Raw genomic sequence first — 12,723 nt, 5'->3', positions numbered from 1 at the left:
TCACGGCGTTACAAGTATCAAGGCTAAAAAACTTAACTTTTACAGTTGTTCGCTTTTTTTTTAACCCAAACGCCGTGATTAGTCGTTGTTTAATTTAATAAATTAGGCGCAAACGCGCTTAACAACATCACTAATGTCATTTGCGTGTTGTAACACGTCATTTTCAACAACACCTTCAACCATTACGCGAATAAGAGGCTCTGTTCCAGACTTTCTTAACAATACGCGCCCTTGATCACCAAGGGCTGACTCAGCGTTTTCAACAGCCGCTAATACTTCGTTATTCTGGAGTGGATTTTCATCACCGCCAAAGCGTACATTAATAAGTATTTGCGGCAGTAACTTCATACCATTACGTAGTGCTTTAACTGATAATCCCGATTGAATAACGGCTTGCAATACTAACAATGCCGCAACAATACCATCACCTGTAGTGTTGTGATCGAGTGAAATAATATGACCCGAGTTTTCGCCACCAATTTTCCAGTCGTTTGCCGCTAACCCTTCAAGAACATGGCGGTCACCTACATCGGCACGTAAAAATGGTACGCCTAGATCGCTTAGCGCAAGCTCTAATCCAAGGTTGCTCATCTTAGTGCCAACAACACCGCCACCTAATTCGCCACGTTTTAACGCTTCACGCACAATAATAAACAACGTTTCATCGCCATCTAATGCGCTACCGTCATCGTCAACCATCATTAGGCGGTCACCGTCACCATCTAACGCGATACCCATATCTGCTTTATGTTCAACAACTGCTTTTTGCAAATTACCGAGATCCGTTGCGCCATAACCGTCATTAATATTTAACCCATCTGGTTTACAACCAATAGGGATAACCTCAGCACCTAGTTCACTAAACACTGCTGGCGCTATGTGATAGGTTGCGCCGTGGGCACAATCGACCACTAATTTTAGGCCTTCCAATGACAGGTTATTTGGGAAGTTACTTTTACAAAATTCAATATACCGACCTGCGGCATCGTTAATTCGACTTGCTTTACCAAGGTGTTCCGATTCAACACATCCCATGCCTTTGTCAATCTCGGCTTCAATGGCGAGCTCTAAGTCATCATCTAATTTAGTGCCGTTTGCTGAGAAAAATTTAATGCCGTTATCGTAATATGGATTATGAGAAGCACTGATTACAATACCGGCTTCTGCACGGAATGTTCGGGTAAGATAAGCAATTGCTGGCGTAGGCATAGGCCCTACGAGTGCTACATTAATGCCTGCTGCTGATAAACCTGCTTCTAATGCAGATTCCAGCATGTATCCGGAAATACGGGTATCTTTACCAATGATTACTTTTTTGGTGCCAACTTGTGAGAATACTCGCCCAGCGGCATAACCCAGTTTCATCGCGAATTCTGGGGTGATCTTGCCTTCCCCTACTTTACCGCGGATACCATCGGTACCAAAATATTTACGTTGTGACATAGTCTTCCTTATCTTTTTTCTTAGTGGGTGGCGCTGGCCACTGTATTCATTATTTTAAGCATATCAGCCGTTTCTTTTACATCATGAACACGTAAAATGTGCGCCCCTTGTTGAGCGCATAATAACGCACCAGTTAGACTAGATGCTAGTCGTTCATCAACTTTTAAACTTAAAAGATGATCAAACATGCTTTTTCGTGACAATCCAGCGAGCACAGGTAGTTTAAAATCCAAAAATCGATTAAATTGATTAATTAAACGAAAGTTATGAGCCATTGTTTTTCCAAATCCAAAACCTGGATCAAGGACTATATTTTCTCGTTTAATGCCCGCCTTGATACACTGCGCTATTCGTTCGTTTAAAAAATCAGCCACTTCATCGATTACGTCGCAATATTGGGGATTATCTTGCATATCTTGCGGTTGACCTTGCATATGCATGATACACACGGGAACGCCAGCCTGTGCAGCAACGTCAAGTGCTCCGTCTACCGTTAATGCACGAACATCATTGATTAGATCTGCGCCCGCGGCCACTGCGCGCTTCATTACTTGTGGTTTGCTGGTATCAATCGATATCCATACATCAGATTCGAGGCGAATAGCTTCTATGATTGGAATAACACGAGCGATTTCTTGTTCTTCACTAACTTGAGCAGCGCCTGGCCTTGTTGATTCACCGCCAATATCGATAATCGTAGCACCGTCTCTGATCATGGCTCTTGCTTGTTTTAACGCGGCATCAATGTGATTAAATCGGCCGCCATCAGAAAATGAGTCTGGTGTGACATTTAAGATCCCCATCACTTGTGGATACGTTAAATCAAGGGTTTTATTTTGGTTACTAATTTTCATGCTGTTACTCAGGCTGGCATTATTAAATTCTAGTCATAAAAAAAGCCCCAGTCGGGGCTTTATTAACTACCGTCAATTAAGACGATGTATCAGTAGATGGATTGCTTGAATCAACTGATGGTTCTTCTTCTTTCGAATCAGTTTTATCACCAGTACTGCCTGTTGGCGTATTGTTTGATGAATCATTGTTAGACCAATCAGCTGGTTCACGTACACTAACACGATCCATTAAATCATCAATTTGTCCCGCATCAATGGTTTCATATTTCATTAATGCATCTTTCATCGAATGCAAAATATCCATATTATCACGCAGTATTTTCTCAGCACGTTCGTAATTACGGTTAATCAAGTCTCTCACTTCAACATCAATATCGATCGCTGTTTGATCAGAGATTTGTGTCGGACGTTGTGAGTAAGGGTCATGATTTTCATCAATGTATAGTAATGGTCCCATCTTTTCGGAAAGTCCCCATTGCGTCACCATTTTACGGGCGATAGCAGATGCACGTTCGATATCGTTTGATGCACCAGTAGACACTTTGTCGCTACCGTAAATAATTTCTTCAGCAATACGGCCACCGTATAATGATGAAATATTACTTTCTAAATGCTGCTTCGATTGACTAAATCTATCTTGCTCAGGTAAGTACATCGTCACACCTAGCGCTCGGCCACGTGGGATAATACTTACTTTATAAACAGGATCATGATCTGGCACAAAGCGACCAACAATCGCATGGCCTGCTTCATGATAAGCCGTCATTTCTTTCTCAGCTTCATCCATTACCATTGAACGACGTTCTGCGCCCATTAGGATCTTGTCTTTCGCTTTTTCAAACTCTTCCATATTGACAACACGCTTAACTCCGCGGGCTGCGAATAATGCTGCTTCATTCACTAAGTTAGCTAAATCTGCACCTGAAAATCCAGGTGTACCACGAGCAATAACACTCGCTTTTACGTCATCACCTAATGGCACTTTACGCATATGAACATTTAGAATTTGTTCGCGACCACGAATATCCGGTAAACCTACCGTTACTTGGCGGTCAAAACGACCTGGACGTAATAATGCATCATCTAATACATCAGGACGGTTAGTTGCAGCAATAACGATAATACCTTCATTACCTTCAAAACCATCCATTTCAACTAACATTTGGTTTAATGTTTGTTCGCGCTCATCGTTACCACCGCCCATACCCGCGCCACGTTTACGACCTACCGCATCGATTTCATCGATAAAAATAATACACGGCGCAGATTTCTTGGCTTGTTCAAACATGTCACGAACACGCGATGCACCAACACCAACAAACATTTCAACAAAGTCAGAACCCGAGATTGTAAAGAATGGAACTTTTGCTTCTCCTGCAATCGCTTTCGCTAACAATGTTTTACCAGTACCTGGAGGACCGACTAATAAAACACCTGTTGGAATACGTCCACCTAACTTTTGGAATTTAGTTGGCTCACGTAAATAATCAACAAGTTCAGTCACTTCTTCTTTAGCTTCGTCACAACCTGCAACGTCACTAAATGTCGTGTTGACTTGATCTTCGCCCATTAATTTAGCTTTTGACTTACCAAACGACATGGCGCCTTTGCCACCGCCGCCGCCTTGCATTTGACGCATGAAGAAAATCCATACACCAATCAGTAAGATCATTGGGAACCAAGAAATGAAAATCGACGTCAACATGCTCGATTCTTCAGGCGCTTTTGCTTGAACAGCAACGCCTTTTGACATCATTTGATTAAGAATGTCTTTATCGTATAGAGGAACAACGGTTGTAAATTGAGTGCCATCACGACGTTTACCCGTGATGATTTTGTTGTTTTGGTCTACCGTTACATCAGCTATATTGCCACGGTCTACTTCTTTAACAAATGCCGAATACTCCAGCTTATTTGTACTGCTGCTATCTGGACTAAAGCCATTGAAAACAGACATTAAAACTACAGCAATCACTAGCCACAGTATTAGATTTTTAGCCATATCACTCAATGTAATGACCCCTTAAAAATAATTAAAAAAATGAGAACTGGTAACAGGTTACTATACTTTATAACCTGTCGCTACTATATAGACTTCGCGAGAACGATCTCGTGATGAATCTGGTTTACGGGTACGTACGACCTTAAACATAGACCGTATTTCTTTGAGATAGTTTTCATATCCCTCACCCATAAATACTTTTACGGCAAATGCGCCATTTGGCGCAAGCACTTCACGGCACATATCTAGAGCTAATTCCACGAGATACATTGAACTTGGTTGGTCAATCGCGGCGTTACCACTAAAGTTAGGGGCCATATCAGAAAGCACTACATCAACTTTTTCGTCACCAACACGGCTTAACAACGCTTCAAGCACTTTCTCTTCACGAAAGTCCCCTTGTAAAAAAGCGACGCCAGGCAATGCATCCATTGGTAAAATATCACAAGCAATCACTTGCCCTTTGTCACCAACTTGTTTTGCTGCGTATTGAGACCAACCACCTGGTGCAGCACCTAAATCTACTACAGTCATACCGGGTTTCATCAATTTGTCTTTATTTTGAATTTCTTCAAGTTTAAATACGGCGCGTGAACGTAACCCTAATTTCTGAGCTTTTTGTACATAATGATCATTGAAATGTTCTTCCATCCAACGATTGCTACTCTTGGTACGGGTTTTCTTTTCGTGCATTGATTTTAAATTCTCTTATTAAGTCTTATTGGGACTTAGGTAATAGTATTATAAACTTTATGGGGGTAAAATATGCCTTTTCAACCCTAATATAGTGAAATTTATACTAATGAATTTAACCAACAAGCAAAAACAACACCTCAAGGGCTTAGCCCATTCATTAAAACCTGTTGTACAGCTCGGTGCAAACGGTTTAACTGAAGGTGTTTTAGCTGAAATTGATAACGCACTTGCGCATCATGAGCTAATTAAAGTTAAAGTTGCTACCAGTGATCGCGAAATGAAAAAACTGATTATTGAAGCAATTGTTCGTGAGACTGAGTCTGTTAAGGTTCAAACTATTGGCCATGTTTTAGTTATCTATAAACAAAACGATGAGCCAACAATCGTCCTTCCAAGGTAGATTGCCAATGTTGGTACATTGTTAAGTAATGTACCAACTAATGTTTAATCGCGGCTTTATCTTGATAATAACTCCAAACGCCTCCCTTCAGAAAAACGTAATCTAATTGTTGCTCTTCTAATAAATACTGCAACCATCTAATTTTCTTCCCTGTAGCATCCATTATATCAAGCTTTTTATTCACCACTTGCTTTAAGAAACTTTTTCTTACTAGGGTCTGTTGATCTTTGTGGTTCAAATTTTGTTCAATCTAAAAGGGTTGTGGGCACATGTTCATTGTTCCTGACTGAGCATAAGCACCCACATCCCTGTGGGCGAGGCATGAGGATTGATGCTGGGTTTACCCCAGTGAATGACGAATAACGCGGCACAAAATACTTTTAGGTGAATCCTACGGACAGCATTTGTTTGTTATTTCTACGGCGTTTTCGCCTATTCGTGTATTGCTACAGGGATGTAGCTCATTAGGATAATGCAGGAGCTATTATCGAGCCAGCTACACCACATAGGCTCTGCCTTGTAGAAACCTCAAACAAATTGCTGTAAAAATGACCTCAAAATATCAACAGACCCTAGTTAGGACTGCTAATCAAGTAAATTAGGATACTGGGAATGATAGGTTGACAATATATCGTCAAGCGGCAAATCTGGCCACTCCCCTCTAACATGTAAATATTCCATATGTTTGTCCCCTGCTTTATTAAACGGCAGGAAAATTGAATCATCAATACCATTGAACTCAGCAGCTATAATTCCAAACTTTGTACACAAACGTTTATTAAATGCTGGAGTAGCCTTAACCCAATGACCATTTAAATAAATCATCGCATAGCTATGCCAGTAAAATATATCACTGCCCATTTTTTCTCGCAGCTTTGGCGTCGTAATGTGATTTTTAACATCAGCATAGCCTAAGACGGCAGGTACTCCTATAGCGCGGCAACAAGCAGCATAGACGACTGCTTTATTGACGCACCATCCACGACGCGACGCAATACAGTTACTAGCACTCAGTCCTTGTTGGGTTAGGTCGATGTGATGTGGGTTGTACGAAATGTTATCTCGTACTGCGTAATATAAATTGATCGCTTGTTCGAATAATGTCCCCTCACCACGGTGAGTTTCGATAAATCGGCAAACATCAGGGTGCTCGAAATTTAAAAATGAAGTAGATGAAAGATAAAGCAGGGGGCAATTTACATCTATTGTTTTCATAACACAATGGAATTTGGCATTTCAGACGTTCTGAAATGCCATTTTCATTAAACGTAATCGACTTGAGTAATTTCAAATTCTTTTAGACCACCAGGGGTCTCAACTTGAACTTCATCATCTAAAGATTTACCAATAAAAGCACGTGCAATTGGTGAACTGACTGAAATACGATTATTTTTGATATCCGCTTCATCTTCGCCAACGATATGATAAGTCACTTCATCGTCTGTGTTTAGATCAAGTGCAGTCACTGTTGAACCAAAAATCACGCGCCCTGTATTTGGCATTTTAGTAACATCGATAACTTGAGCGTTTGATAATTTACCTTCAATCTCTTGAATGCGTCCTTCACAAAAGCCTTGTTCTTCACGCGCAGCGTGATATTCGGCATTTTCTTTTAAATCGCCGTGTTCACGTGCTTCAGCAATATCGTTAACGATGCGTGGACGTAATACTGTTTTCAAATGTTCTAATTCTTCGCGAAGCGCAACAGCGCCGCGCTCTGTCATTGGTACTAAACTCATAATGTCTCTTTACAATAGCTTGGCCATCATAATTCGATGACACTTAATAATTAGCGCTATTCTAGAGGAGCAAAAACACAAAGGCAACCATCAAAGGTTGCCTTTAGTTTAATTGCTAATATCCCCAAGCGAGTTGGGTATATCGCTTACTGACTAATTAGTTCGTCAGTTTTCGCAGCCATAATAAAGTCATTTTTATGTAAGCCACCAATTGAATGACTCCACCAAGTAACCGTCACTTTGCCCCATTCAGTTAAAATGCCAGGGTGATGGAACTCTTCTTCGGCCAGTGCGCCCAACTCATTGGTAAATGCCAGTGCAAGCTTGAAGTTTTTAAATTTAAAAACACGCTCTAATTGCATAACACCATCGACGACAATTGGTGTCCAATCAGGGATCATTTTGACTAATTGCGCTAGCTCTTCATCAGATACTTTAGGTGCGTCTGCTTGGCACGCTTCACATTGTGATTCACTTAATTTCATCGTTTTACCTTCTTTTAATTAGTGCTAATTTTCAGTGATTACCTAAGCAGTACTTTTCTTAGGTTCAAATTTTGGTGGTAACAAGCCCAGTTTCATTGCGTCTTTAACAATGGCCATTAAATCTAGCTTTGTTAAATCTGTTAAATGAGCGAGGTTTTCAATCACGTAATATTGTGGTTGCATAATATCAATACGATAAGGTGTTCTAAACACCTTTAAAGGGTCTAATGCCGTAATCTCAGCCGTTTTATGATAAACATAATTAGTTTCACCAGGTGATGACAAGATCCCGCCACCAATGATGCGCAAACCGTCATGGCTACGTACTAGACCAAACTCAACTGTAAACCAGTATAAGCGTGCCAAATAAACCCGCTCTTCTTTGTTCGCTGCTAAGCCTAGCTTTCCGTAGTGTTGAGTAAAGTTAGCGAAATGTTCATTGGTCAGCATCGCACAATGCCCAAATATTTCATGAAAAATATCGGGTTCTTGAAGATAGTCTAACTCTTCTTGTGTACGGATAAATGTGGCAACAGGGAATTTCTTTTCGGACAATAAACGAAAAAACTGCTCAAACCCAATAAGCGCAGGAACAGGTTCAGTAGACCATCCGGTTGCTTGTTGAAGAACTTCGTCTATTTCACTGAGTTGTGGAACGCGATCAAGCGGCAGATCAAGAAGTTTTAATCCATCAAGAAACTCCTGACATGCGGTTTCTTCAATCCAGTCTAATTGGCGTGTAATTAACTGACCCCAGATATCATTTTCTTGAGCAGTATAATCAATCGAGCCATCGTCATTAGGCAGCTTTGCTTTATATTTTGTTGTTTTAACCACTGTGACAACCTTTGTTTATTCAATCGGTAGGTTAAATAAATCATAAAGTTGTAAAGACAGTCCAATAATTCACACCAAAAAGTCACTGTAAAGTTGTAATGACATCAATACAGTTGCAGATAGGCACAAAAATAAAGCCAGTGCTAATTGCACTGGCTTATACCAATTGCATTAAGTAAGTGATCTTGTTGTGCGTAGAGAAAATCAGCTAAAACAATGCGCTCGATTGACTAATAGCTGGCTATTAGGATTGAGAGCAACGCCATTTTAGTTAATTTTAACAAGTACAAGTGGGCAAATATTTAATGCAATTAATGGTATTATATTGCTTATTTTGATTCAGGGTCTGCATTGACAATATTGCTGATAAAGTAATAAGCCATATAAGCTGCAATACCAAATAATATAACTAAACCGATAATTGATCCCACGGCAGCATCATTATTCATAATAAATTCTAACCAATCCATAATCACTCTCCTGAAGTTTTATAATTGGTTATATTTTATTGAATTACACACAACAAAAGCTGATTAAGATCAATATTAGGGTCTGTTGATCTTTTGAGTTCATTTTTGCAGCAATTTGTTTGGGGTTTCTACAAGGCAGAGCCTATGTGGTGTAGCTGGCTCGATAATAGCTCCTGCATTATCCTAATGAGCTACATCCCTGTAGCAATACACGAATAGGCGATAACGCCGTAGAAATAACAAACAAATGCTGTCCGTAGGATTCACCTAAAAGTATTTTGTGCGGCGTTATTCGTCATTCACTGGGGTAAACCCAGCATCAATCCTCATGCCTCGCCCACAAGGATGTGGGTGCTTATGTTCAGTCTGGAACAATGAACATGTGCCCAAAATCCTTTTAGATTGAACAAAATTTGAACCACAAAGATCAACAGACCCTAGTATTTGCTAAGTTTTTATTTGAATCATTGCCTGATCTAGATCATTTATTAGATCTTCTACTTGCTCCAGTCCAACAGAAATACGTAATAAATTATCTGAAATACCCGCTTCGACTCTTGCTTCAGGAGAATATGATGAGTGTGTCATCGACGCAGGGTGTTGAATTAATGATTCTGCATCTCCCAAACTCACAGCGATTTTAAACAAAGAAAGTGAATCAGCAAACGCTTTTGCATGCTCTAAATTGCCGTCTAATTCAAATGCAATCACGCCCCCAGCCCCCTTCATTTGCTTGCCAATAAAACGATGTCCAGCATGCGAGGCTAAGCTTGGGTAATAAACCTTTTTAACGCAGGATTGCGATTCAAGCCATTGGGCTACTTGCTCAGCGTTTTCACAATGACGCTCCATTCTCACCGCAAGGGTCTTTAAACCACGTATAATTAACCACGCATCAAATGGCGACATAGTGCCGCCAATATCTTTAAGCGTTGTATGTTTAATTTGCGCAATGTGTTCATTGCTTCCACAAATAACACCAGCAACAACATCACCATGACCATTGAGATACTTAGTAGCGCTATGTAAGACAATATCAATGTCAAAATCTTTTGGACGCTGTAAATAAGGCGTTAAAAATGTGTTATCTACAACAGATAATATGCCATGTTGTTTGGCAAAACGGCCAATGAACTCAAGATCATAAACCGCCAGATTGGGATTGACTGGTGTTTCTAAGAAAACGACTTTTGTATTTGTTTTACGAGCAGCCTCTATCGCATCATGATCTTCCATATCAACAAAAGTCACCTCAATGCCATAACGTGGAAATTGTTCATTGAGCAGTGCAAACGTACAGCCATAAACCGCATTGGATGCAATAAGATGATCACCACTAGATAGCATGGCTAATAGAACACCGGAAACGGCTGCCATTCCTGTTGACGTTGCTGCCGCAGCTTCCATCCCTTCCAATACAGCCATACGTTGTTCCAGCTGATTAACAGTTGGGTTAGCTAATCGCGTATAGATATACCCTTCTTCTTCACCTGCAAAGCGTTTACCACCTTGGTCACAACTATCAAATGCAAAGGTCGATGTTTGATAAAGTGGCGTAGATAGTGCGCCATACTGAGAATCAGGATTATCACCGGCGTGAACGAGCTGGGTGTTGAAATGCAAAGACTTGTCCATCAAGAATACTCTTCTTTAAATTATTATTATTTGTAATAACTTAGTTATTCTTAGGATAAAGCACAATCATTTAGCGATATTCAACATATCAAACTGATGTAACCTTTTATTTACATCACCGTCAAATTATCCAAATCAAAGCCAATATGCCTGACTTATACAGAATGTGTTTATAACAACTTAGCTTTAAACGTCAAAAAGCCCGACATTTTCATGTCAGGCTTTTTATTATTACTGGGTGCAGCACGACCTGATAGCTCGCGTAACTTAAAGTGTAAAGTTTCGTTGTGCATTGGTGTTCAATATATCACTCATAAATATTTTACTTAGCGCTAAACGTCAAAAAGCCCATCACTTTCGTGACGGGCTTTTCGATTGCTTTTCTAATCTGGAGAGAAAGTGGTTGCTTATCGCTTAGCCAATTTCTCTTTGCTTTTTGTTATTACTGGGTGCAGCACGATCTGATAGCTCGCGTAACTTAAAGTGTAAAGTTTCGTTGTGCATTGGTGTTCAAGATATCACTCATAAATATTTTACTTAGCGCTAAACGTCAAAAAGCCCATCACTTTCGTGACGGGCTTTTCGATTGCTTTTCTAATCTGGAGAGAAAGTGGTTGCTTATCGCTTAGCCAATTTCTCTTTGATACGTGCAGCACGACCTGATAGCTCGCGTAACTTAAAGTGTAAAGTTTCGTTGTGCATTGGTGTTCAATCTATCACTCATAAATATTTTACTTAGCGCTAAACGTCAAAAAGCCCATCACTTTCGTGACGGGCTTTTCGATTGCTTTTCTAATCTGGAGAGAAAGTGGTTGCTTATCGCTTAGCCAATTTCTCTTTGCTTTTTGTTATTACTGGGTGCAGCACGACCTGATAGCTCGCGTAACTTAAAGTGTAAAGTTTCGTTGTGCATTGGTGTTCAATATATCACTCATAAATATTTTACTTAGCGCTAAACGTCAAAAAGCCCATCACTTTCGTGACGGGCTTTTCGATTGCTTTTCTAATCTGGAGAGAAAGTGGTTGCTTATCGCTTAGCCAATTTCTCTTTGATACGTGCAGCACGACCTGATAGCTCGCGTAAGTAGTAAAGTTTCGCTTGACGTACAAGACCGCGACGCTTAACTTCGATGCTATCAACTAATGGGCTGTGAGTTTGGAAAACACGCTCAACACCTTCACCGTTAGAGATCTTACGAACTGTGAATGCTGAATGTAGACCACGGTTACGAACGGCTAGTACAACACCTTCGTATGCTTGAAGACGAGTACGCTCGCCTTCTACTACGCGAACCTGAACAACAACTGTGTCGCCAGGTGCAAAGCTTGGAAGATCAGTTTTTAACTGTGCATCTTCGATAGCTTGAATAATTGGATTTTTCATATCTTTCTCATTCCTAGAATAAACTGTACTCTTCTAACCTTTGTTGGATTCAACAAAGTTTGCAAGGATATTCTCTTGCTGGTCAGTCAGAGCTAGGTTTTTGATTAAATCGGGTCGACGGATGAACGTTCGAATTAACGATTGCTCAGCGCGCCAACGCTTAATGTTTTCATGATTACCACTTAGTAATACTGAAGGTACTGACTCACCGTCTAAACATTCAGGTCTGGTGTAATGTGGGCAATCTAATAAACCTTCACTAAACGAATCTTGTTCAGCAGAGGCCATTTTACCTAATACACCAGGAACTAACCTTGATACCGCATCAATGAGCGTCATCGCTGGTAGTTCACCACCACTTAATACGTAATCGCCAATAGACCATTCTTCGTCAACAAGTGACTGAATAATCCGTTCATCTATTCCTTCATAACGTCCGCAAATAAGAATTAACTTATCATTAGTACTTAGTTCTTCTACGCCAGGCTGGTCTAAACGACGTCCCTGAGGTGATAAATAGATAACTTTAGCATCGCCACCAGCAGCAGCTTTCGCTGCCAAGATAGCGTCGCGCAATGGTTGAACCATCATTAACATCCCCGGACCACCGCCATAAGGACGATCATCAACGGTGCGATGTTTATCATGGGTGAAATCTCGAGGATTCCAACATTGCACTTGTATTAAGCCGTTTTTAACAGCTCGACCTGAAACTCCTTGCTCGGTAATGGCTTTAAACATGTCAGGAAATAACGTAACAACGCCTATCCACATATTA

The 12,723-nt window shown here is 40.5% G+C and carries 15 protein-coding genes; 1 reads left to right on the top strand and 14 read right to left on the bottom strand.

Annotated elements, in window-relative coordinates; genetic code table 11:
* Window positions 1-102: 102 nt before the first annotated feature.
* The 4 genes from glmM to rlmE form a co-directional block, all read right to left on the bottom strand.
* Window positions 103-1,443 (bottom strand): phosphoglucosamine mutase, encoded by a 1,341-nt coding sequence (gene glmM, locus ACMAZF_RS07340; RefSeq protein WP_435276747.1) that lies wholly within the window; start codon window positions 1,441-1,443, stop codon window positions 103-105.
* A gap of 20 nt (window positions 1,444-1,463) precedes the next feature.
* Window positions 1,464-2,297 carry a dihydropteroate synthase gene (gene folP, locus ACMAZF_RS07335; RefSeq protein ID WP_435276746.1) on the bottom strand — a complete coding sequence of 278 codons (834 nt, stop codon included), beginning with the start codon at window positions 2,295-2,297 and terminating at the stop codon, window positions 1,464-1,466.
* Between the two features lie 76 nt (window positions 2,298-2,373).
* Window positions 2,374-4,299: an ATP-dependent zinc metalloprotease FtsH gene (gene ftsH, locus ACMAZF_RS07330; protein ID WP_435276745.1), complete on the bottom strand. Its 1,926-nt coding sequence runs from the start codon at window positions 4,297-4,299 to the stop codon at window positions 2,374-2,376.
* Between the two features lie 60 nt (window positions 4,300-4,359).
* Window positions 4,360-4,992: a 23S rRNA (uridine(2552)-2'-O)-methyltransferase RlmE gene (rlmE, locus tag ACMAZF_RS07325; RefSeq protein ID WP_435276744.1), complete on the bottom strand. Its 633-nt coding sequence runs from the start codon at window positions 4,990-4,992 to the stop codon at window positions 4,360-4,362.
* A gap of 109 nt (window positions 4,993-5,101) precedes the next feature.
* Here rlmE and yhbY point away from each other — a divergent pair, with 109 nt between their 5' ends.
* The gene (gene yhbY, locus ACMAZF_RS07320; RefSeq protein ID WP_435276743.1) at window positions 5,102-5,395 is read left to right on the top strand and encodes a ribosome assembly RNA-binding protein YhbY; all 294 of its coding nucleotides are present in this window, start codon (window positions 5,102-5,104) and stop codon (window positions 5,393-5,395) included.
* 37 nt (window positions 5,396-5,432) lie between these two features.
* Here yhbY and ACMAZF_RS07315 read toward each other — a convergent pair whose 3' ends face one another.
* From ACMAZF_RS07315 to trmD, 10 genes are all read right to left on the bottom strand, one after another.
* Window positions 5,433-5,633 carry a hypothetical protein gene (locus ACMAZF_RS07315; RefSeq protein WP_435276742.1) on the bottom strand — a complete coding sequence of 67 codons (201 nt, stop codon included), beginning with the start codon at window positions 5,631-5,633 and terminating at the stop codon, window positions 5,433-5,435.
* Between the two features lie 347 nt (window positions 5,634-5,980).
* Entirely contained in the window at window positions 5,981-6,610 is a 630-nt protein-coding gene (locus ACMAZF_RS07310) for a transglutaminase-like domain-containing protein (protein WP_435276741.1), read from the bottom strand.
* A gap of 47 nt (window positions 6,611-6,657) precedes the next feature.
* A complete protein-coding gene (gene greA, locus ACMAZF_RS07305; protein WP_435276740.1) occupies window positions 6,658-7,134 on the bottom strand; it encodes a transcription elongation factor GreA in 477 nt (158 codons plus the stop codon).
* Between the two features lie 146 nt (window positions 7,135-7,280).
* Window positions 7,281-7,619, bottom strand: coding sequence for a 4a-hydroxytetrahydrobiopterin dehydratase (locus ACMAZF_RS07300; RefSeq protein WP_435276739.1), 339 nt, complete (start codon window positions 7,617-7,619; stop codon window positions 7,281-7,283).
* Window positions 7,620-7,661: 42 nt separating this feature from the next.
* Window positions 7,662-8,456, bottom strand: coding sequence for a phenylalanine 4-monooxygenase (gene phhA / locus ACMAZF_RS07295; protein ID WP_435276738.1), 795 nt, complete (start codon window positions 8,454-8,456; stop codon window positions 7,662-7,664).
* 329 nt (window positions 8,457-8,785) lie between these two features.
* Window positions 8,786-8,926 carry a DUF3149 domain-containing protein gene (locus ACMAZF_RS07290; RefSeq protein ID WP_435276737.1) on the bottom strand — a complete coding sequence of 47 codons (141 nt, stop codon included), beginning with the start codon at window positions 8,924-8,926 and terminating at the stop codon, window positions 8,786-8,788.
* A gap of 447 nt (window positions 8,927-9,373) precedes the next feature.
* Entirely contained in the window at window positions 9,374-10,561 is a 1,188-nt protein-coding gene (megL, locus tag ACMAZF_RS07285) for a methionine gamma-lyase (protein WP_435276736.1), read from the bottom strand.
* 170 nt (window positions 10,562-10,731) lie between these two features.
* A complete protein-coding gene (locus ACMAZF_RS07280; protein ID WP_435276735.1) occupies window positions 10,732-10,854 on the bottom strand; it encodes a hypothetical protein in 123 nt (40 codons plus the stop codon).
* A 734-nt stretch (window positions 10,855-11,588) separates the two neighbouring features.
* Window positions 11,589-11,945 carry a 50S ribosomal protein L19 gene (rplS, locus tag ACMAZF_RS07275; protein ID WP_435276734.1) on the bottom strand — a complete coding sequence of 119 codons (357 nt, stop codon included), beginning with the start codon at window positions 11,943-11,945 and terminating at the stop codon, window positions 11,589-11,591.
* A 33-nt stretch (window positions 11,946-11,978) separates the two neighbouring features.
* Complete coding sequence (gene trmD / locus ACMAZF_RS07270; protein ID WP_435276733.1) at window positions 11,979-12,719, bottom strand: tRNA (guanosine(37)-N1)-methyltransferase TrmD; 741 nt, start codon at window positions 12,717-12,719, stop codon at window positions 11,979-11,981.
* Window positions 12,720-12,723: the final 4 nt, after the last annotated feature.

Source organism: Psychrobium sp. nBUS_13 (assembly GCF_051201665.1).
GTDB lineage: Bacteria > Pseudomonadota > Gammaproteobacteria > Enterobacterales > Psychrobiaceae > Psychrobium.
Note: the sequence above shows the minus strand (reverse complement) of the source record. Positions and strands in the feature narration are given on the sequence as shown.